General features: G+C 63.9%; 16 protein-coding genes and 1 pseudogene. 11 read left to right on the top strand and 6 right to left on the bottom strand.

The window, feature by feature from the left end; genetic code table 11:
- Positions 1-183 precede the first annotated feature (183 nt).
- Positions 184-1,881, top strand: a complete 1,698-nt coding sequence (gene rpsA, locus NKJ94_RS01000) for a 30S ribosomal protein S1 (protein ID WP_023676278.1) — start codon at positions 184-186, stop codon at positions 1,879-1,881.
- 95 nt (positions 1,882-1,976) lie between these two features.
- On the opposite strand, the gene NKJ94_RS00995 is transcribed toward rpsA, so the two are convergent.
- From NKJ94_RS00995 to NKJ94_RS00985, 3 genes are read right to left on the bottom strand one after another with little or no spacing between them, the layout of a single operon-like run.
- The gene (locus NKJ94_RS00995) at positions 1,977-2,684 is read right to left on the bottom strand and encodes an SDR family NAD(P)-dependent oxidoreductase (protein ID WP_352522537.1); all 708 of its coding nucleotides are present in this window, start codon (positions 2,682-2,684) and stop codon (positions 1,977-1,979) included.
- Between the two features lie 57 nt (positions 2,685-2,741).
- Positions 2,742-4,322 (bottom strand): 5-guanidino-2-oxopentanoate decarboxylase, encoded by a 1,581-nt coding sequence (locus NKJ94_RS00990; RefSeq protein ID WP_352522536.1) that lies wholly within the window; start codon positions 4,320-4,322, stop codon positions 2,742-2,744.
- Positions 4,319-5,167 carry a dimethylarginine dimethylaminohydrolase family protein gene (locus tag NKJ94_RS00985; protein ID WP_352522762.1) on the bottom strand — a complete coding sequence of 283 codons (849 nt, stop codon included), beginning with the start codon at positions 5,165-5,167 and terminating at the stop codon, positions 4,319-4,321. The genes NKJ94_RS00990 and NKJ94_RS00985 overlap by 4 nt, the downstream gene beginning before the upstream one ends.
- Positions 5,168-5,385: 218 nt before the next feature.
- On the opposite strand from NKJ94_RS00985, the gene NKJ94_RS00980 reads away from it, so the two are divergent.
- From NKJ94_RS00980 to NKJ94_RS00960, 5 genes are all read left to right on the top strand, one after another.
- A complete protein-coding gene (locus NKJ94_RS00980; protein ID WP_352522535.1) occupies positions 5,386-6,195 on the top strand; it encodes an ABC transporter ATP-binding protein in 810 nt (269 codons plus the stop codon).
- Positions 6,196-6,247: 52 nt separating this feature from the next.
- Complete coding sequence (locus tag NKJ94_RS00975; protein WP_352522534.1) at positions 6,248-7,042, top strand: transporter substrate-binding domain-containing protein; 795 nt, start codon at positions 6,248-6,250, stop codon at positions 7,040-7,042.
- A 215-nt stretch (positions 7,043-7,257) separates the two neighbouring features.
- On the top strand, positions 7,258-7,923 hold the full coding sequence (locus NKJ94_RS00970; protein ID WP_352522761.1) for an ABC transporter permease: 666 nt from the start codon (positions 7,258-7,260) through the stop codon (positions 7,921-7,923).
- Positions 7,923-8,732, top strand: coding sequence for an ABC transporter permease (locus NKJ94_RS00965; RefSeq protein ID WP_352522533.1), 810 nt, complete (start codon positions 7,923-7,925; stop codon positions 8,730-8,732). Before NKJ94_RS00970 ends, NKJ94_RS00965 begins: the two co-directional genes overlap by 1 nt.
- Positions 8,733-8,849: 117 nt before the next feature.
- A complete protein-coding gene (locus NKJ94_RS00960) occupies positions 8,850-9,851 on the top strand; it encodes an Ldh family oxidoreductase (protein WP_352522532.1) in 1,002 nt (333 codons plus the stop codon).
- Between the two features lie 57 nt (positions 9,852-9,908).
- On the opposite strand, the gene NKJ94_RS00955 is transcribed toward NKJ94_RS00960, so the two are convergent.
- Positions 9,909-10,181, bottom strand: coding sequence for a hypothetical protein (locus NKJ94_RS00955; RefSeq protein WP_352522531.1), 273 nt, complete (start codon positions 10,179-10,181; stop codon positions 9,909-9,911).
- Between the two features lie 344 nt (positions 10,182-10,525).
- On the opposite strand from NKJ94_RS00955, the gene NKJ94_RS00950 reads away from it, so the two are divergent.
- Positions 10,526-11,497: a complex I NDUFA9 subunit family protein gene (locus NKJ94_RS00950; RefSeq protein WP_352522530.1), complete on the top strand. Its 972-nt coding sequence runs from the start codon at positions 10,526-10,528 to the stop codon at positions 11,495-11,497.
- A gap of 22 nt (positions 11,498-11,519) precedes the next feature.
- Here the strand turns inward: NKJ94_RS00950 and NKJ94_RS00945 are convergent.
- Positions 11,520-12,882: pseudogene (locus tag NKJ94_RS00945) on the bottom strand (cytochrome P450).
- Between the two features lie 187 nt (positions 12,883-13,069).
- Here NKJ94_RS00945 and NKJ94_RS00940 point away from each other — a divergent pair.
- The 4 genes from NKJ94_RS00940 (at position 13,070) to NKJ94_RS00925 (ending at position 20,127) form a co-directional block, all read left to right on the top strand.
- Positions 13,070-13,639 carry an NADPH-dependent FMN reductase gene (locus tag NKJ94_RS00940; RefSeq protein WP_352522529.1) on the top strand — a complete coding sequence of 190 codons (570 nt, stop codon included), beginning with the start codon at positions 13,070-13,072 and terminating at the stop codon, positions 13,637-13,639.
- Positions 13,640-13,681: 42 nt separating this feature from the next.
- Complete coding sequence (locus NKJ94_RS00935) at positions 13,682-16,348, top strand: caspase family protein (RefSeq protein WP_352522528.1); 2,667 nt, start codon at positions 13,682-13,684, stop codon at positions 16,346-16,348.
- 146 nt (positions 16,349-16,494) lie between these two features.
- Positions 16,495-18,966: a DNA topoisomerase (ATP-hydrolyzing) subunit B gene (gene gyrB / locus NKJ94_RS00930; RefSeq protein WP_352522527.1), complete on the top strand. Its 2,472-nt coding sequence runs from the start codon at positions 16,495-16,497 to the stop codon at positions 18,964-18,966.
- Positions 18,967-19,212: 246 nt separating this feature from the next.
- Positions 19,213-20,127 carry a hypothetical protein gene (locus NKJ94_RS00925; protein WP_352522526.1) on the top strand — a complete coding sequence of 305 codons (915 nt, stop codon included), beginning with the start codon at positions 19,213-19,215 and terminating at the stop codon, positions 20,125-20,127.
- A gap of 97 nt (positions 20,128-20,224) precedes the next feature.
- Here NKJ94_RS00925 and NKJ94_RS00920 read toward each other — a convergent pair whose 3' ends face one another.
- The gene (locus NKJ94_RS00920; protein WP_352522525.1) at positions 20,225-21,697 is read right to left on the bottom strand and encodes a hypothetical protein; all 1,473 of its coding nucleotides are present in this window, start codon (positions 21,695-21,697) and stop codon (positions 20,225-20,227) included.
- Positions 21,698-21,742 lie beyond the last annotated feature (45 nt).

The raw sequence follows: 21,742 nt of genomic DNA, 5'->3' as shown, positions 1-21,742 counted from the left end.
GATTGCCGGCGACAAAAAGAATTCCCATATCAGGCATGAACCAGCCTGCCAGCATTCTTCATGCGCCGGAATTGCCGCTCAAAGGCGGCCAAGGGCTTTTTGCCCGGAACGCCGGCAGGCCAACGCAACGCTAACCCACGGCGCCGGCCCCGCGACAGATTGCGGGGCATTCCAGGAGAAACTATGTCAGTTGCAAATCCCACTCGCGATGATTTCGCGAGCCTGCTCGAAGAATCATTTTCCGCCGGCCATTCCGGCGAAGGCCAGGTCGTCAAGGGCATCATCACTGCCATTGAGAAGGACATGGCTATCATCGACGTCGGCCTCAAGGTCGAAGGCCGCGTGCCGCTGAAGGAATTCGGCGTCAAGGGCAAGGACACGACGCTCAAGGTCGGCGACACGGTCGAGGTCTATGTCGAGCGTATCGAAAACGCGCTTGGCGAAGCCATGCTGTCGCGTGAGAAGGCCCGCCGCGAAGAGAGCTGGGTCCGTCTCGAAGAGAAGTTCACCAAGGGCGAACGCGTCGAAGGCGTCATCTTCAACCAGGTCAAGGGCGGCTTCACCGTCGATCTCGACGGCGCCGTGGCCTTCCTGCCGCGCAGCCAGGTCGACATCCGCCCAATCCGCGACGTCTCGCCGCTGATGCACAACCCGCAGCCCTTCGAGATCCTCAAGATGGATCGCCGCCGCGGCAACATCGTGGTGTCGCGCCGCACCGTGCTCGAGGAAAGCCGCGCCGAACAGCGTTCGGAAATCGTGCAGAACCTCGAAGAGGGCCAGGTGGTCGAAGGCGTCGTCAAGAACATCACCGACTATGGTGCATTCGTCGACCTCGGCGGCATCGACGGCCTGCTGCACGTCACCGACATGGCCTGGCGCCGCGTCAACCATCCGACCGAGATCCTCAATATCGGCCAGACGGTCAAGGTGCAGATCATCCGCATCAACCAGGAAACCCACCGCATCTCGCTCGGCATGAAGCAGCTCGAGAGCGATCCGTGGTCCGAGATCGGCACCAAGTTCCCGATCGGCAAGAAGATCAAGGGTACCGTCACCAACATCACCGACTACGGCGCGTTCGTCGAGCTGGAGCCGGGCATCGAAGGCCTCATCCACGTTTCGGAAATGTCGTGGACCAAGAAGAACGTGCATCCCGGCAAGATCCTGTCGACGACGCAGGAAGTCGACGTGGTGGTGCTCGAAGTCGATCCGGCCAAGCGCCGCATCTCGCTCGGCCTCAAGCAGACGCTGGAAAACCCGTGGGAAGCCTTCGCGCGCAGCCATCCGGTCGGAAGCCAGGTTGAGGGCGAGGTCAAGAACAAGACCGAGTTCGGCCTGTTCATCGGCCTCGAAGGCGACGTCGACGGCATGGTCCACCTTTCCGACCTCGACTGGACCCGTCCGGGCGAGCAGGTGATCGAGGAGTACAATCGCGGCGACATGGTCAAGGCGCAGGTGCTCGACGTCGACATCGACAAGGAACGCATCTCGCTCGGCATCAAGCAGCTGGCCAAGGATACGGTCGGCGAAGCAGCGACGTCAGGCGAACTTCGCAAGAACGCAGTCGTCACCTGCGAGGTTATCGGCGTGAAGGATGGCGGTCTGGAAGTGCGGCTGGTCGACAGCGGCATCGAGACCTTCATCAAGCGCTCCGATCTCAGCCGTGACCGCGACGAGCAGCGCCCCGAGCGCTTCACCGTCGGTCAAAAGGTCGACGCCCGCGTCATCGCCTTCGACAAGAAGACCCGCAAGCTGCAGGTCTCGATCAAGGCGCTGGAAATCGCCGAAGAGAAGGAAGCGGTCGCCCAATACGGTTCGACCGACTCCGGCGCTTCGCTGGGCGACATCCTTGGCGCCGCGCTGAAGAAGCAGGGCAGCTGAGCCAACACCGCGCCTCACGCAGGTTGTAAACGAAACAAAAAGCCCCGCCGGAGCGATCCGGCGGGGCTTTTTTTGTACTAGACTAGGCCTGAATTTCAGGCCCTGCCGTAAAGCGGCACCAGCGTACCGCTGATCGCCATGTTGGCCGGCGAGGCAAGATAGGCTATGGCCTCGGCTGCCGCTTCGAGGCTGACCCATCTGCTGAAATCGGCATCCGGCATGTCAGCTCGGTTGGCCGGCGTGTCGAGCGTCGAGGGCGCCACGGCGTTGATCAGGATGCCCTTGGCCTTCAGCTCTTCAGCCATCGCCACGGTCATCGCGGCGACCGCCGCCTTGGCGGCGGCGTAAGCGACCTTGCCGGAGCCGCGCCGCGGGTCGAGCCCGGCTCGCGCGGTGACATTGACGATGCGGCCCGACACGGAAGATCCCAGCATCGAGCGTATCGCCGCGCGGCAGCACAGGAAGGTAGTTCGGGCGTTGGTGTCCATCATCTCGGCAAAGGAGGCGGGCTCGATCTTCTCGACCGGCGCGGCGGTGAAGCCGCCGGCAAGATGCACCGATGCCCACAAATCCGGAACACTGGCATAGAAGGCGTCGACCTTGGCAGGGTCGGCGAGGTCGACATTGTGCGCCAGCCTGACGCGGTCATGTGCCGGGAAGGGAAAATGCGCAGGCGCGGCAGCGTGAGCATTGGGCACATGGCAAATCGCGCCCTGCTCCAGCAGTTTCCCCACGACCGCGCCGCCAAGCGCCCCGGTGCCGCCGGTCACCACGATATGTCTGCCGTCCAGTGTTTCCATCATATTCGACCGCTCCGTGATTGCGCGCCGCCGGTGCGGAAAGTCGCGCCTTTCGCGCGATCACTCAACCGAAATCTCGATGACGTAGGGTCGTCCAGCCGCTCGCGCGCGCCTAAGCGCGTCCGCCAAGCCGCCAACGCCGGAAATCCGCTCGGCGGCAATGCCATAGGCTTCGGCCAGCTTGCAGAAATCCGGCGGCGCCGGCGAGACGCCGACCGGCTCGACGCCAACGTCAAGCATCGAGGTTTCGATCTCGCGGTAGCCGCGATTGTTCCAGACGGCGAAAATCACCGGCGCCGCCGCATCGAGCGCCGCGCCCAGTTCCGGCAGGGTGAACTGGAAGCCGCCGTCGCCGGTGAGGCAAACGACCGGTGCGTCGGGCCTGGCAAGGGCGGCGCCGATTGCCGCCGGCGGGCCATAGCCGAGCGCGCCGAAGCCGGTGGCGGCGTTGAACCAGCCGCCCGGCCGGTCGTGATCGTAATAGAGATTGGCGGCGTAGACCGGCTGGGTCGAATCGCCGACGATGATCGCGCCGGGCAGCGTATCGCGGATCGTCTCGACGGCCCGCAGTTGCGCCTGCATAGCCGGGCCGATCTCGGCAAAGGCTGCTTTGCGCGTCGCGGCGGCGCGAGCCGAACCATCATCCAACGGTGCCTGGCCCGTGCCGAGTTCGGCAAGCAGCGCTTCGAGCGCTGCGCCGCAATCGGCCTGGATCGAAATCCGCGCCGGCCGGCGGGCAAGCTGGTCGGCGCCGATGTCGATGCGGATCAGATTGGCGGGCAGGACAAAGCCGCCGTCACCATATCCGTCATAGTCGGTCGGACCGAATTCGGTGCCGGCGGCGATGACCAGATCGGCATCGGCCATCAGCGCACGCACCGCCTTCAGGCTGGGGCTGGCCGGCACGCCAAGCGGATGGCGATACAGCAGGCCGCGCGCATTGGCGGTCTGGACGACCGGCGCGCTCAGCCTCTCGGCCAGGCGCTGCAACGGCGCTTCGGCGGCTTTGGCGCCGCCGCCGGCGAGGATAAGCGGCTGGCGGGCAGACGCGCACAGCCTTGCCGCCTCTGCAATCGCCGCCACATCTGGCTCGGGCGGCGCTGAATTTCGCAGCAGCGCCACGATGCCGTTGGCCGGCATGGTCATGACATCGGTCGGGATCTCGATATGCACCGGGCCCGGACGCGAGGATGAAAACAGTGCGAAGGCGCGGGCGAGCACGCTGGGCAGTTCGCCAGCCTCGGTGACGCGGTGCGAAAACAGCGCCACCTTCTCCATCATGCCGCGCTGGTCCGGCAGTTCGTGCAGATGGCCGAGGCCCTTGCCCAGCGTCGGTGTGGCGTTGACGCCCGAGATCACCAGCATCGGCACCGAATCGGCGCGCGCCTGGCCCATGGCGGTGATGGTGTTGGTCAGCCCTGGCCCGGTGATGACGAAGGCGACGCCCGGCCTGCCGCTGGCGCGCGCATAGCCGTCAGCCATGAAGCCGGCACCCTGCTCGTGGCGCGGCGTGACGTGGCGGATATTCGACCGCGCCAGGCCGCGGTAGAGCTCGACCGTATGCACACCGGGAATGCCGAAGACGGTGTCGACGCCATGGGCTTCGAGCAAGGTGATGAGGGCTTCGCCGACCGTCGTCATTGTCTTAGCACCGGGCGTGTGAGGCAGGTTGGGCCGCCTTCGCAGGCAATGCACAGCGCATCGGCCTCGAATGTCGAGACCGTACAGCCGGCGGCCTGCATGGCCGCTGCTGTTTTGGGAAAGCCAGCAACGGCGATGACGTGGCGCGGCGCGGTCGGCAGGACGTTCAGGCTGAGCCCATTCGAGGCGAAGAATTCGTCGGCGTCGCCTTCGACCAGGCGAATGCCATGCGCGCGCAGCATCTGATAGAAGGCCACAGGCAAGAGCGGCGCATAAACCAGCGCCAGATCGTCGGCGAGCGGGCTGATCACCGACATCAGATGCAGGCAGGCCTCCTCGCCGTGCCAGAGCGGCAGATCGAAGCCATAGACCTGGATGCCCTTGGGCGAAAGCAGATTGGAGAGCTGCTGGATGCCGTGCTGGTTGGTGCGCACGCCGCGACCGACCGCCAGCGTCTTCGCATCCAGCCAGACGCAATCGCCGCCCTCGACCTGGCCGGGAGCCTCGATACGGCCGAGGATGGGGATGCCCATGCGCCCGTAGGCTGCCTCGTGCAGGCCGGGCTCGGGCCGGCGCAATGCCTTGCCCATGGCCAGGATAACGGCGCCATGGTCGGTCATCAGCGACGGATCGTGGGTGAAGACAGAATCGGCAAGCCCGTCATCGGCGTCGCTCAGCCATTCGATCTCGGCGCCTGAGGCCGAAATCAACCTGGCCAGCGCTTCATGCTGGGCCGCCGCCTTTTGCGGATCGAAGCCCGGGCCATAGTGCCACTCCAGCGCTTCGGCCCCATGCATGGCGCTGGCGGCGGAGCGCATCAGTACGCGCTGCAGCGGCCCGGCCATCGACTGCGACCCGTAAGCTTTGCCCACTAAATTCTCCTGAAACGCGCCCCCTCCTGCCAATAGCCACTCGGCAGGCCGTGATCAATGGTCCAAAAACTGCGGTTGACGGAGGCAAGCGGAACGGTCCATCTTGAGAATCGGAACGCTGTCCAGTGACGGGTAATGGGTAAAAAATTCCAGCAAGGACTGCCTCGGCCGCTCCGCGGGGCACCGCGACGATGACAGCGCCGGGCACCGCCCTGAAGCATACGGCGCAGAACGGCGCCGCCGAAGCCATTCACGTCGAGAACCTGCACAAGAATTTCGGCAAGCTGCATGTGCTGAAGGGCGTTTCGCTGTCGGCGCGCGATGGTGAGGTGATCGCCATCATCGGCGGCAGCGGCTCGGGCAAGTCGACGCTGCTGCGCTGCATCAATTGCCTGGAGAACCCGACCAGCGGCATCATCCGCGTCAATGGCGAGCAGATCCGGCTGAAGGCCGACAGCCACGGCCACACCGTGCCCGCCGACCGCAAGCAGATCGAACGCATCCGCTCCAAGCTCGGCATGGTGTTCCAGAACTTCAATCTGTGGAGCCACATGACGCTGATCGAGAACGTCATCGAGGTTCCCATTCATGTGCTCGGCGTCAAGCGCGATGCGGCGATCAGCGAGGCGGAGAAACTGCTGGCCCGCGTCGGCCTCGCCGAAAAACGCGACGTCTATCCCGCCTATCTCTCGGGCGGCCAACAGCAGCGCGCCGCGATTGCCAGGGCGCTGGCCATCAACCCGCGCGTCATGCTGTTCGACGAGCCGACTTCGGCGCTCGACCCGGAGCTGGTCGGCGAGGTGCTGAAGGTGATCGGCGACCTGGCGCGCGAAGGCCGCACCATGGTGCTGGTCACCCATGAGATGAAGTTCGCCCGCGAGGTCGCGACGCATGTCGTCTATCTCTACAACGGGCTGGTCGAGGAAGAAGGGCCGCCGGAGCAGATTTTCGGCGCACCCAAATCCGAAAGGCTGAAGCAATTCATCCGCAACATCGGTTAAACCGAGGCGGATGGAAAAACCGGGAACAACGACAAAACTGGGAGTCATGACCATGAAGACTATTCTCAAGACCTTTGCCGCAGCGCTGCTGCTTGGCGTTGCCGCGATGGGCGTGGCCAAGGCCGATCCGGTCAAGATCGGTGTCGCCGCCGAGCCCTATCCGCCGTTCACCTCGCCGGACGCTTCCGGCAAATGGGTCGGCTGGGAAATCGAATTCATCGACGCCGTCTGCGCCGAGGAGAAGCTCGATTGCGTCATCACGCCCGTCGCCTGGGACGGCATCATCCCGGCGCTGACGACCAAGAAGATCGACGTCATCGCCAGCTCGATGTCGATCACCGACGAACGCAAGAAGACGATCGACTTCTCCGACAAGTATTACAACACCCCGACGGCCATCATCGGGCCGAAGGACCAGAAGTTCGGCTCGACACCGGAGGATCTCAAGGGCAAGATCATCGGCGTCCAGGTCTCGACCGTGCATGCCGACTACGCCAAGAAGCACTTCGCCGAAGCGGCGGAAATCAAGGAATACCAGACCCAGGATGAAGCCAACCAGGATCTTGCCGCCGGCCGGGTCGACGCGGTGCAGGCCGATTCCATCGCCCTCGACGCCTTCCTGAAATCGGATCAGGGCAAGCAATGCTGCGACCTGAAAGGCATGGTCGCGCCGGATCTGGCCATCCTCGGGCCTGGCGTCGGCGCCGGCGTCCGCAAGGAAGACACCGAGTTGAAGGAAAAGATCAACGCCGGCATCAAGGCCATCCGCGCCAATGGCAAATATGACGAGATTTCGAAGAAATATTTCGACTTCGACATTTACGGTGCCGACACGCAGTCGAACTGACGGCCTTATCCCATGAGCGATAACCACGCGGCGCTGGCAGCGCGCCGCGTGGTTCGTCGAAAACCCATCCACGCAAGCTTCCGCAGGCGCAGATCGCCGGCGGTTTTAGCGCCAGCAATTCGGGGGCGACGCTGATCGACGCATTTCTTCCTGCTTGGGCCGCCTCTACGATCGCGCTTCTCTCGCCCACGCCGCCGGGCTGGGGTGGAACGCTCCTGGTCGGGCTGCTCCATACGATCGAGATCGCGGTCGGGGCCACCTGCCTCGGCCTTCTGATCGGCATCGGCGGCGCCTCCGGCAAGCTCTATGGCGGTCCGGTCGTGCGCGATCTCCTGGCAGTCTATACGACCGTCGTGCGCGCCGTGCCGGAGCTGGTGCTGATTCTGCTGCTCTATTACGCCGGCACCGACCTGATCAATCAGATGCTGGCGGCAATGGGCTATCAGCGCATCGACATTAGCGGGCTTGCGGCCGGCATTGCCGTGCTCGGTTTCGTCCAGGGTGCCTATTCTACCGAGGTGATCCGCGGCGCGATCCTCGCCATTCCGCAAGGCCAGATCGAAGCGGCGAGAGCCTATGGCATGCCTCCCGGCCTGCTGCTGCGGCGCATCACACTGCCGGCGATGTTGCCTTTCGCCATACCCGGCCTTGCCAATCTTTGGCTGATCGCCACCAAGGACACCGCCCTGCTGGCGGTCGTCGGCTTCTACGAGCTGACATTGGCGACGCGGCAAGCGGCAGGCGTCACCAAAGCCTATCTTACATTCTTCGTCGCCGCAGGCGCGATCTACCTGCTGTTGACGCTGGTTTCCAACCTGATCATCGGCCGGATCGAGACCTGGGCCCGCCGCGGCATGCCTTCGCTCAAGGAGGCCCGGTGATGACTGGCGAAGCTGTCGTTGTCAATGTCGCTGCACGCGCTTCGCTGTGGCTGAAGCCGCATCGCATCGTGCTGATCCTCATCGCACTGGGGCTGGTTCTGTCGGCGGCTTTCTTCATGCGTTGGGACTGGCTGCCGAAATATTACGAAATGGGACTGCTCGGCATCTGGCGCTCGCTGTGGATTCTTGCCGTCACCTGCACACTGGGCTTCCTGCTCGCCGTGCCGCTGGGGCTGGCGCAGGCCGCCGGCCCCATCTGGTTCGCGGCACCCGCCAAGGTCTTCTGCACCGTCATCAGGGGAACACCGCTGCTGCTGCAGCTCTGGCTGCTCTATTACGGCCTCGGTTCGCTGTTTCCGCAATATCCGTGGATTCGCCAGTCCTGGATGTGGCCTTATCTCAGGCAGGCATGGCCCTATGGCGTCCTCGGACTGACGCTGTCCTTCGCCGGCTATGAGGGCGAGGTGATGCGAGGCGCCTTTGCCGGCGTGCCGAAAGGGCAATTGGAAGCCGCCCGCGCTTTCGGCATGAGCCGCTGGAAGACATTCCAGCGAATCTGGCTGCCGCAGGCCTTCTACCGCGCATTGCCGACGCTGACCGGCGAAACCGTGCTGCAGCTGAAATCGACGCCGCTGGTGGCGACCATCAGCGTGATCGACATATTCGCCGTCTCCTCCAAGGTGCGGCAGGATACCTATCTCACCTATGAACCCTTGCTGCTCTTGGCGTTGATCTATATGGCGATCACCGGCATCCTCGTCTTCACCCTGGGCAAGATCGAGGCGCGGATCCCGAACAAGATCGGGTAGGTGAATGGTAAATGGTGAGTAGTGAGTAGTGGGATCAACCAGTCACCACTCCCATCCACCTATTCACGCTTCACTATTCACCATTCACCATTCACTACTCACCCAGAGGCAATCCCAATGCAACTCAGTCTCGACCAGGCGACAGGGCTGTGCCGGATGGCCGCACTTGGCGCCGGCGCCAACGAAGAGGCGGCACAGTCGCTGGCTGCCTCGATCGTCACGGCCGAGGCGGAAGGACTGTCGGCCGTCGGGCTGTCGCATTTCATCGATTATCTCGAAGCACTGGAGGCTGGCCGCATTGACGGCAACGCCGATCCGGTGATCACCAGGCCGGCGCTCGCCGTCTATCTCTCCGATGCGCGCGGCGGCCTGGCGCATACCGGTTTCGACCGCACGATCGATGACCTTGCCAAGGCGGCGCGGCTGTTCGGCGTCGCCATTTTTTCGCAGAAGAATGCCTATACGTGCGGCGCACTCGGCTATTTCACCGGGCGGCTTGCCGCGCAGGGGCTGGTTTCGTTCGCCGCAACCAACGGCCCGGCCGTGCTTGCCGGCTCGGGCTCGGTCAAGCCGGTCTACTGTACAAATCCGATGTCCTTTGCAGCACCCGCCGCAGACGGGGCGCCGCTGGTCATCGACCAGTCGTCGAGCGCCACCGCCTTCGTCAACATCCGCAAGGCGGCCGAGGACGGCAAGAAGATTCCCGAAGGCTGGGCGCTGGACGCCAGCGGCAACCCGACCACCGATCCCGCGTCCGCCATGAAAGGCGCTATGATTGCCTTCGGCGGCCAGCGCGGCGCCAACATCGCGCTGATGGTTGAGGTGCTGGCTGCGGGCCTGTCGGGCGCCAACTGGTCGCTCGATGCGCCATGGTTCAGCGGCGGACCGGACAGTCCGGGGACCGGCCTGTTCGTGCTCGCCGTCGAGCCCAAGCTGCTCGATCCGGACTTCGAGAAACGGATGAAGGATCAACTCGACCGGCTGCGCCGCCGCTATGGCGTGCATGTGCCAGGGCGTGCCCGGGCAGAAGCGGCTGAGAAGGCGGCGGCTCGCGGCATAAGCGCGCCGAAAGCCGTGGTGCAGCGCATTTCCGAATTCGCCGCCCGCTATTCATCCTGAAGAAATTCGTTTGTCCGATGAGTGGCTGACCACGCCGGCCGATCCGGCAGCGCGAGCCTACTTCCCGCAATGATGATCGTTGATGACGTTCAGCGCATTCGCGTCCGGTCCTACCCTGTTGTAGGAGCAGGGTTCGGCGGCCGTCGTGAACAAGTGGTTGTCATAGTAACGCGGGCCACCGAACAGGATGTCGATGATGTCGCCATTGGCGGAAACGTAGCGTTCGGGTTGAGCTTGGTGGTGATGCCGGTTTCCGGCGAACGCCGAAGCGCCAATGCTGCAGCCTGTTGCGAAAGCCAGAGCGAAGATCGCAACGCATTTTTTCGTCATCGGCAATATCCTCCATTCGGAATCAAACCATACATCTAAAATCGCCGACCGAATAAAAGTTCCTGCCGGTGCTGGTCCTATCGGATGTTCGGGGTTGGGGCGGGCGTACTTGCTTCACGCCCTCCCGATATCGTCTCAGGTCAAGCGGCCCGTTGAACCATGGTTGCAAATGAACGCGACCCCGGAAAGCCGCGCCTCGGCCGGGTTTTCTGCCGTTTCGAACGGATCCGGAAAATCATGCTTCAACAATGCCGGGCGACCTATGGTCACCCTTTGCCTTTGGCGCGAAACGGACTATGAAACGGCTTCAACCGAGCCATCTGGATAGCCCGCCGGAGCCAGCCATGACCGAAATCCTGCAGACCCCAAAGCTCGTCGTCGTCTTCGGCGGCTCCGGCTTTGTCGGTCGTCATGTCGTGCGGGCGCTGGCCAAGCGCGGCTACCGCATCCGAGTCGCCTGCCGCCGGCCCGATCTCGCCGGCCACCTGCAGCCGCTCGGCAATGTCGGGCAGATCCAGCCGGTGCAGGCCAATGTCCGGGTGCGCTGGTCGGTCGACCGCGCCGTGCAAGGCGCCGACCATGTCGTCAATCTGGTGGCTATCCCGTATGAGGGCGGCCGGCAGAAATTCGCTGCCGTGCATGAGTTCGGCGCACGCGCCATCGCCGAGGCGGCGCGCACCGTCGGCGCCGGCCTCACCCATATCTCGGCTCTGGGTGCGGATCTCCACGCGCAATCGGACTATGCGCGTACCAAGGCGCTCGGCGAAAAGGCGGTTCTGGAGACGATCCAGGACGCCGTGATCTTGCGGCCATCGATCAATTTCGGGCCGGAGGACGGTTTCTTCAACCGCTTTGCCAACATGGCCCGCTTTTCCCCAGTCCTGCCGCTGATCGGCGGCGGGCAGACGAAATTCCAGCCGGTCTATGTCGGCGACGTCGCCGAAGCGGTGGCGCACTCGGTCGACGGCAAGGTCCAGGGCGGCCAGATCTATGAGCTCGGCGGGCCGCAAGTGCTCAGCTTCAAGGAATGCATGCAAGAGCTGCTTGTCATCATCGAACGCAAGCGGCTTCTGCTGCCGATGCCATGGTGGCTGGCGAACCTCCAGGCATCAATTCTCGGGCTGCTGCCCAAACCGTTGTTGACCAAGGACCAGGTCCTGCTGTTGCGCCAGCACAATGTCGTGTCGGATGCCGCCGTCAAGGATAACAGGACGCTCGCCGGCCTCGGCATTCAGCCTCGGTCGATCGGAACCATTCTGCCAAGCTATCTCTGGCGCTACCGCGCCGCCGGCCAGTTCCAACGCAAGTCCGCATAATACGGAACGAACGTTCAGCCGCTTACGGCACGCGCCGGGTGACCTGCATCGGCAGCCCGCCTTGCGGCTGCGTCGTCAGCTTCTGCACCGGCCAGGGCCGGGTCTCTGCGGTGGTGTCGAAACGGTAGCGCGACAGCATGATCGCCAACGCGATGATCGCCTCCTGCATGGCGAAGCTGGCGCCGATGCAGACGCGAGGCCCGGCGCCGAACGGTAAATACTGGAAACGGTCGATCTTTTCGCGGTTTCCCGGATGGAAGCGTTCCGGCATGAAAGCGTCCGGCCGGTCCCACAATTTCCGATGGCGGTGGACGACCCACGGCATCACCAGCACCGCGGCGCGCCGCGGTATATAGAGGCCGTTCCAGGTTTCGGGCTCGATCGGTTCGCGGTTGATCGACGGCGCCGGCGGATAGAGCCTGAGCGCCTCGTCGAATGCGGCGCGGGTGAGCGGCATTGCGTCGAGCCATTTCGTCGGGTCGGGCTCGCGCGCCAGCACCGCATCGATCTCGTGCTCGATCTTTTCGCGCTCCCACGGCGCTTCGGCAAGGCAGTAGAGCGTCCAGCCGAGCGCCCTGGCTGTAGTCTCGTGGCCGGCGCCGATGAAGGTGATGATATTGTCCTCGACCTCGGCCCGGGTCAGCCCGTCCGGTCCCTCCGCCTTGAGCAACAGAGTGAGAAAGTCCATCCGGAGCGCGCTTCAGCCGCTCTTCGCGCATCTGCACCGTGTCGGTGACGATCTTGCGGAAGTAGGCCATGGTCTTGCGGCCGCGGATGCGGGTCAGGCGCGGCATCCAGTCGGGCGCACGCAAAAGGTCGAGCGGATCGACCCGGCCCATCGTCTCGAACAGGCGGTCGATCTCCTTGGCGAAGCTGCCCGGCTCGCCCGATATCTCGCCCGAAAACAGCGTCTCGGCCAGGATGTCGAAGGTGAGCAGCGTCATGTCGTGGGCGATATCCGACGTGCCACCCTGCTCGTAGCGCGTGACGAACTCGAGCGTGCGTTTCAGCATCGGCTCGGCGAAGCCGAAGATGTGGCGCGGCGTGAACACCGGCGCCATCGCCTTGCGCGAACGCTTCCAGACATCGCCCTCGGCGGTCAGCAGGCCGTCGCGCAAGATCGGCCGCAGGATCAACTGGCGCACCGTCGCCATCTTGTAGTTCTTGGCATTGTCGACCAACACGTGGCGGATGAGGCCGGGATCGTTGGCGATGACCAGCCGCCCCCCGACGCCGTTCACCGAAATCCAGGGCTCGTTGTAGGTCGCCTCGCCCCACAGTTCGAGCGGATTGCGGTATACGATGCGGATCATCTCCAGCGTCGAAGGCGGCGAGGTGCGCGGCTTCGGCGCCGGCGGGACGAAGGGGACGGGCTGACTGTCCATGGCGTGCTCCGCTAGCGAGCTCAATGTAGTGGCTGGCAAGGCAAGCGTCCATGTGGCCGAACGGCAAGGCGAAGCATCCACTCTCTGGAATGTGACCGGGGCACCGGAAAGTGCCTGCTTGTTGTGTCTGGTTGCGTGCCTTAGGTGGCACTCACCAACAGATACCGCCAACCGGCAGGAGCCCACCTTGAAGCACCAGTTGAACGTCATCATCGGCAGCACGCGGCCGGGCCGCGCCGGGCCGGTTTTCGCAAAGTGGCTGGAGAGCTTCGCGGCCGAGCACGGGAAATTCGAGCCGGTGCTCACCGACATCGCCGCCTTCAACCTGCCGGTGCTAGACGAGCCGCATCATCCGAGACTCGGCAAATACGAAAACAGCCACACGAAGGCTTGGTCGGAGGCAATCGACGCCGCCGACGCATTCGTCTTCGTGGCGCCGGAATACAATTATTTCGCAGCCCCCGCGATCGTCAACGCGGTCGACTACCTGCTCAGGGAATGGCGATACAAGCCGGCCGCCATTCTCAGCTATGGCGGTGTCTCCGGCGGCTTGCGAGCGGCGCAGGCGGTCAAACCGCTGCTGACCTCCGTCGGCGTCATGCCGATCCCGGAAGGCGTGGCGCTGCCGATGTACCAGAAACTGCTCGACGAGACCGGTGCCTTCCTGCCCAGCGAGCAGGTGCTCGGCGGGGCCAGGACCATGCTGGACGAGCTGTTCCGCTGGAGCGAAGCACTGAAGCCGATGCGGGTCGGCTAACAACGCGAACAGCCTGGCTTGCTCATGCCATAAAGAGATGGAATGCTCCGGCAAATGACCGGGCCGGGGCGGTTCGATTTGCGTCTTCTGTTTGCCTTGCTGCTGATCCTCTCGACGGCCTCCGCTGCCGTGGCGGAGCGGCGCGTTGCGCTAGTCATCGCCGAGAACGACTACCGGCTGATCCGGCCGCTCGCCAATCCCGTCAATGACGGCGAGATCATGGAAACGGTGCTGAGGAAGCTCGGTTTCGAGGTCTTCCTCGAAACCAACCGCGACCTGCGGCGCATGCGCCGGGCGCTCGACGATTTCCGCGACGATGCCAAAGGCGCCGACGTGGCGTTCGTGTTCTTCTCCGGCCACGGCGTCGAGATCGCCGGCGAGAACCGGCTCCTGCCGGTCGATGCAGACTCGTCGTCGCTCGATGCGCTGGAAAAGACCAGTCTGCCGCTGGAAGAGGTCCGCGAGGTCGTCGCCGCCACCAGCAAGATCGGACTGATTGTGCTCGATGCCTGCCGTAGCGATCCATTCGCGGGCACGGGCGATGAAGGCCGCGGCGCGACGGCACTGGCAAAAGACGTCAGCGACAAGGTCCGGCCGGGTCTTGGTCGCATCGGGCGGGCAGAAAACATCCTGTTTGCCTTTTCGGCGGCGCCCGGCGAGACCGCAGCGGATGGGACCGGCGAGAATTCGCCGTTCACCGCGGCGCTGACGAAATATCTCGGCACCGAAGGGCTCGAGATCCGCTCCGTGCTGACGCTCGTGCAACAGGAGGTCTACGATCTCTCGCGCGGCAAGCAATTGCCCTATGTCGAGAGCGGCCTGCCGCAGCTGTTCTTTGCCACGACAGCCAAGGAGAAATTGCCGGAGCGCGAACGCCTGTTGCTGGCCATGGCCGAGGTGACGCCCGAGATGCGCGGCGAGGTGGAAAAGATCGCCAGCGACGCCGACATGCCGCTGGCACCGCTTTATGGCGCGTTGATCAGTTCCGATGCCGGCCACCTCTCCGCGGACAGTCTGAACGCCAGGCTGCGTGAGGCGGCCGACGCCTTCGTCAAGGTGCGAAGCGAAATGCAGACCCTTGGCTCCGACGATCTGCGGGTGGCAGCGTTGCGCCGGCAGGCCGAAGAGCAGCTTTCGCTGGGAGCGTTCGATGCCGCGCGGAAAAAGCTCGCCGAGGCAGCCGAGATCGACAATGTCTCGCGCAACGCGCTGAAGGCTAATTTCGTCAGCCGCACGCTTTCCGAAGCCGCGACGCGCTATCTGTCCGGCGGCGCGGCGCGCGCCGACCTCGACTACGCCACAGCCATCAAGGATTATGAATCGGTGCTCGCGCTTTATGGCGAAGCCGGCCAGGTGGTGCTGTCGCTCGACGATGCCGACCGCTTGATCCGCACGCTGGACGAGCTCGGCAAGCTCTATACCACGGTCGGCAATATCGAGGCGGCCGGCCGCGCCTTCGAGGCGCTGCAAGCTGATCTCGAGCGGCGGTCGCATCAGGAAACCGATCCGAACGTGAAGCGCGACTTCGCCGTCAGCCACGTCAAGCTCGGCAATGTGCGGATGGCGCAAGGCAATCTGCCGGCAGCGCTGCAGAACTATGAGACCGCCAAGACCGTTCTGCAGGGCCTGACCGAGGCAGAGCCGGACAATCTGGAGTGGTTCGGCGACCTCGCCATGACCGACGACAAGATCGGTAACGTGCTGGCGACGCAAGGCGATCGGGCCGGCGCCGCACAGGTCTATCAGGAAAGCCTGTCGATCAAGAAACAGCTCGCTGCCGGCGAACCCGACCGTGCCGAGCTGCAGCGCGACCTGACCATCGCCTATGATGAGATCGGCCATCTTGCCCATGTCGCAGGCCAACTGGACAACGCACAGGCGGCCTATGAAGAGAGCCTGAAGGTGCGGCTGGCGCTGGCGGCGGACAAGCCGGGAGATGCCGACCGGCAGCGTGACGTCTCGGTCAGCCACGATACGATAGGCGACCTGCTGCGCGAACGCGGCGACGCCGCCGGGGCGCTGGCGGCCTACAAGGAAGGCCTGGCGATCATCAAGCAACTGGCGAAACGCGATCCGGACGACACCGAGCTGAAACGCGACCTGTCGGTCGGCAACGCCAAGATCGGCAACGCGCTGAGCGACCAGGAGAATTGGCCGGCGGCACTTTCGGCTTATCGTGAGGCACTCTCGCAGGCCAGCGCGCTCGCCGCCGGCGACCCGAACAACACCGATTGGCAGCGTGACCTGTCCGTGTGCCTCGAGAAGGTCGCCGGCGTCCTGGCGATACAGGGCGACCACAAAGGCGCGCTGAAAGCCTATCTGGACAGTTACGCGATTGCACAGAGGCTGGCGAAGCTCGATCCCGCCAATTCCGACTGGCAGCGTGACTTGTCGATAACGCTGTCCGAAGTCGCCACGCTGCGCCTCAGGCAGCGCGACGTCAGAGGAGCCCGGCAAGCCCTTCAGGACAGCCTCGCCATTCGCGAGAAACTTGCCCAGTCCGATCCGGACAACGCCACCTGGCAGCGCGACCTTGTGGTCGCCTATATCGACTACGCGCAGATTGCGAAGGATCCGAAAGCCGTGCTTTCCAAGGCGCTCGACATGACGCTCGAGCTCGACCGGACCGGTCGGCTGGCGCCGCGATACAAGTTCATGATCAAGTTCCTGCGTGAGCGGCTGGCCAAGATCGAAGCCAGGCGCCGGTAGCCGGCCCACGCGACGGTCATTCCGTTCGGAAACGCCTGCAAACCTTGGAAAAACCGCCTTTTGCGCCTATATCTACGACATTAGAAATGCGCGATTCGACGCCGATTTTTCGCGCTCTGCACACGGCATCAATCAGACAGGTTTTCATGAGCGACCAGACCGACATCGCCAACGGCGTTGAAGCCGAATACGGCGCCGATTCCATCAAGGTTTTGAAGGGCTTGGATGCCGTTCGCAAGCGGCCGGGCATGTATATCGGCGACACCGACGACGGCTCGGGCCTGCACCACATGGTCTATGAAGTCGTCGACAACGCCATCGACGAAGCACTGGCCGGCCATGCCGACCTGGTGACGGTGACGCTCAATCCGGACGGCTCGGTGACGGTCATCGACAATGGCCGCGGCATTCCGACCGATATCCACACCGGGGAAGGCATTTCGGCGGCCGAAGTGATCATGACGCAGCTGCATGCCGGCGGCAAGTTCGACCAGAACTCCTACAAGGTGTCGGGCGGCCTGCACGGCGTTGGCGTGTCGGTCGTCAACGCGCTGTCGGCTTGGCTGAAACTGAAAATCCGCCGCAACGGCCAGATCTACGAGATGAGCTTCACGCATGGCGATGCGGACGCGCCGCTGCGGGTCACCGGCACCTACGAACAACACAAGGTCCCCGGCACCTATGAAGGACGCAGTGGCAGCGAAATCACGTTTTTGCCGTCGTCCGAAACCTTCACCATGGTCGAGTTCGACTACGGTACGCTGGAGCACCGGCTGCGTGAACTCGCCTTCCTGAACTCCGGCGTGCGCATCGTTTTGACCGACGCCCGCCATGCCGACATCGTGCGCCATGAACTGCACTACGATGGCGGGCTGGAAGAGTTCGCCAGATATCTCGACCGGACGAAGAAGCCGCTGCTCGACAAGCCGATCGCGATCCGCGCCGAGCGCGACGGCATCACCGTCGAAGTCGCCATGTGGTGGAACGACAGCTACCACGAGAACGTGCTGGCCTTCACCAACAACATCCCGCAACGCGACGGCGGCACGCATCTGGCCGGCTTCCGCGGTGCGCTGACGCGCCAGATAACCGGCTACGGCGATTCCTCCGGCCTGACGAAGAAGGAAAAGGTGGCGCTGATCGGCGACGATTGCCGCGAAGGACTGACGGCCGTGCTGTCGGTCAAGGTTCCCGACCCGAAATTCTCCTCGCAGACCAAGGACAAGCTGGTGTCGTCCGAGGTTCGCCCGGTGGTCGAAGGGCTCGTCAACGAAGCGCTCGGTACCTGGCTCGAGGAGCACCCGACCGAGGGCAAGGCGGTCATCGAGAAGGTCATCCAGGCCGCTGCCGCGCGCGAAGCCGCGCGCAAGGCACGCGATATCACCCGCAAGAGCTCGCTCGGCGTCACCTCGCTGCCCGGCAAGCTGGCCGATTGCCAGGAGCGCGATCCGGCGAAATCCGAAATCTTCATCGTCGAGGGCGACAGCGCCGGCGGCTCGGCAAAGGGCGGCCGTTCACGCCAGAACCAGGCCATTCTTCCGCTGCGCGGCAAGATCCTCAATGTCGAACGCGCCCGCTTCGACCGCATGCTCGGCTCCGACATGATCGGCACGCTGATCACCGCGCTCGGCACCTCGATCGGCAAGGACGAGTTCAATGCCGACAAGCTGCGCTACCACAAGATCATCCTGATGACCGACGCCGATGTCGACGGCGCCCACATCCGCACCTTGCTGCTGACCTTCTTCTTCCGGCAGATGCCGGAACTGATCGAACGCGGCCATCTCTATATCGCGCAGCCGCCGCTCTATAAGGTGACGCGAGGGAAGAGCTCGCAATATATCAAGGACGAAGCCGCCTTCGAGGAATTCCTGATCGGCTCGGGGCTGGAAGAGGCGTCGCTTGCGCTCAGCACGGGCGAGGTGCGGGCCGGACAGGACCTGCGCAGCGCCATCGACGACGCCTTGGCTGTCCGCCAGCTCATCAACGGATTGCATACCCGCTATAACAGAGGCGTGGTCGAGCAGGCAGCGATCGCCGGCGCGCTCAACCCCGAGATCTTCACCGACCTCGGCCGCGCCAACGAGATGGCCGAGCGTGTTGCGCGTCGTCTCGACATTATCGCCGAGGACACCGAGCGCGGCTGGACAGGCCGTATGTCAACCTCGAACGAGGGCACCGGCGGCTATGTCTTCGAGCGCACCGTGCGCAGCGTCAAGGAGTTCGCGCATCTCGATCTGGCGCTGATCAATTCCGCCGATGCACGCCAGCTCGACCGCTATGCGCCGCGCCTGTCAGAAATCTACGGCGAGCCGCCGGTGCTGCGCCGCAAGGACGTCTCCGAAACCATTTCGGGGCCGCTCGCACTGCTCAATGCCGTTTTTGCCACCGGCCGCAAGGGCCTGACCATGCAGCGCTACAAGGGCCTTGGTGAAATGAACGCCGAGCAGCTCTGGGAAACGACGCTCGACCCGAATGTGCGCTCGCTCTTACAGGTAAGGGTCAATGACGCAACGGACGCGGACTCACTGTTTTCGCGATTGATGGGCGACGAGGTCGAGCCAAGGCGCGAATTCATCCAGGAGAATGCGCTGTCGGTCGCCAATCTGGACATCTGAGCCGCGATCCAGATACCCAGCCGGCGGGCGTGAAGTGGATCGGTGCGCCTTGGCGCACCGATGCGCCTGCTGCATTGCAACAAAGATCACCGCGTATCTCCCGGAACGGAAAGTCTTTCAAGGCATTGTAGTCGATCACAATCGCCGCAGGAGGCATCCATGGGACGTGGCATTTTGCTCTGGCTTCTCGGAGTTCCGATTCCGATCATTATTCTCCTGATGCTGTTCGCACGGTAGGGGGCTTCGATGTCCACCCTAACGTCTGTCGACGTTTCCGCACCGACGGAATCCTCTTCTACTGCTGTCACCTGGGGGCCGATCATCGCCGGCGCCTTTGCTGCGTCGACGCTTACCTTCATTTTGATGCTGCTCGGCTCCGGGCTCGGGCTGAGCATGGTGTCGCCATGGTCCGGCTCGGGTGCGTCAGTCACCACTTTCGCCGTTTCCACCGCCGTCTGGCTGATCATCGTGCAGTGGCTATCTTCCGCTCTCGGCGGCTACCTTGCCGGACGCCTGCGGACCAAATGGGTCGGCATCCACACCGATGAAGTCTTCTTCCGCGATACCGCTCACGGCTTCCTGGCCTGGGCGCTTGCGACGCTGCTCGTCGCCGGCGTGCTCGGCACGGCGCTTTCGGCCGCAATAGGCACCGGTGTCCAGGCTGCTTCGACTGTGGCATCCGGCGCGGCAATGGGCGCTTCGGCGGGTGCCACTGCAAACGCTGGTGGCGCCTCGACTGACAGCGCCACATCGTATTTCGTCGATACGCTGTTCCGCCCGGCCGATCCGGCAAGGCTCGCTGCCGCCAATCCGGAGAGCGACGCCGCGGCAACTGCGCAGGCGTCGCGAATTCTGATCGCGAGTGCGGCAGCAGGCGAAATATCGGGCGACGACAAGACCTATCTGTCGCGGCTGGTGGCCGCCCGTACAGGCCTGTCCGAAGCGGATGCCACCGCTCGGGTCGATGCGGTAATCGCCAAAGTGCAGGACGCCAAGGTCAAGGCCCAGCAGGCGGCCGACACCGCCAGAAAGGCGGGCGCCACCTTCTCGCTGATTGGAGCGCTGTCGCTGGTCGTCGGGGCTTTCATTGCCAGTGCAGCTGCAGCACTTGGCGGCAGGCAGCGCGACGACGAGGAGGCAATTTTCCTGACCAACCGTTGATCGGTGCTTAAGCGAGTTTGATCCGCTTCAGGGAAGGTTACCCCGAAGCGGATTTTGCTTTGAGCTGTCGTCGCCATGATCGTGCGCCGTTCATTGCCTATAGCTCAGTTCCCAGCTTGCGGCCGAGATCGATTGCGTCGCGCAGCACGGCAAGATGCGAGCGCGGCACGCCGGATGGTGCGTTGGCCTCGACGCCGCTCGCCGTCAGCGACCAATAAAGGGTGTGCGTGAAGGCGCGGCCGCGCGGGCCGCGCAACTCGACCTGAATGTTTTCCACCCCCGGACCGAAATTCTCCGTCATCGGTCCGGAAATCGGGTCGCCGGTCAGCCAGCCATTTCCCCTGTCGAAAATGTTGGTCCAGCGCGTCGCCGCAAACACCGCGCCATGATGCACCGCCCGCTGCGGCTTGCCCGAATGGCTGCGCCCTTCCTGATAGAGCACAGTCCCGCCGCCTGCCGTGTCGGCGATCGGCGGACATGCCGAAAACAGGCGTTCGGCGATGCCGCGCCTGAATTCGGCGAGGTTGTAGGTAACCAGAAACTCGCTGTGGGTCAGCGGACTGCCGAGCGTGACGAAATCGCTGATCTTCCACGGCAGCGGGTGATCCGCATCCTTGGCACGGAGCTGCTGGTAGAGCTCCCATTGGTCGCGCTGGAATCCGGAGAGGTCATCGAGATGCTCGGGCCAAGCTGAAACATCGGCGGCCAGCGTCGCCTTGTCGACGGCGCGGATCGCCTTCAGCCTCGCTTTGTCGCGAACGGCTTCCAGCCTTCGAGGCCTGAAATCGGCCCACAATATCTGCAGCAGATCATAGGCGATGATTGACCCCAAGCTGTGCGAGACCAGGACGATGCGGTCGTAGGCGTCGTCCATCATAAGGCGCTTCAGCAGCTTGAGGCCACGCTCGCGGACCAGCGCGCGCTTCTCGACCGTCGTCGCTTCGGCCCGTACATAGGCAGCGACATCGCCGAAATAAGGCAGGCCAAACTGGTCCACCGACCAGATGACGAATGACGCCACGACGGTGAGAAGCACACCGGTCGTCCAGGAGATGTAGCCTTGCCAGGCCGACGTTGCGAGCGCCAGCGCCGCGCCGAGGACGACGATAGTGGCCAAAAGCGTGACAGCGTAGAGTTTGCGCACATCGTGCGGAATATCGGCGGGCTTGCGCCAGAGCAGGGTCGTCACCCAGGCAGCAAGGCGGCTCCGGGTCGTGCCTTGGGTGATGTCGGCCCAGTAAAGCTCGTAGAAATCGGTGCGGCGGCCATCGACATCATAGGGCGTGGTGATCCGGCGAAGCTCGTGCGAATTGGTCCGGCTGTCGGGCGTGATCCAACTCTGGTTGATCTTCGCACCCGTCGGGTCGGCCGGATCTGCGACATGGGCATAGAACGGAGCACGGGCGGGATCGTGGCTCCATATCGCCTGGACAAATCCCCTCAGGGTGTCCATGGGCCGCTGTTCGCCCATGCCGTGTACGACCACCACCGCCTGGCTGAGCTTGCGCGGCGCCTTCTCTGCTGCAGTCAGATCGGTGGCCGGCGATGCAGCAGAACCAGGGTCGGGCACCGGCACCTCCACCGACGACGCCGTCAGACAAGACGACCGGTCGCT

Origin of the sequence: Mesorhizobium sp. M0060 (assembly GCF_040323155.1) — a bacterium.
In the GTDB taxonomy this organism is placed as follows: Bacteria; Pseudomonadota; Alphaproteobacteria; order Rhizobiales; family Rhizobiaceae; genus Mesorhizobium.
Note: the sequence above shows the minus strand (reverse complement) of the source record. Positions and strands in the feature narration are given on the sequence as shown.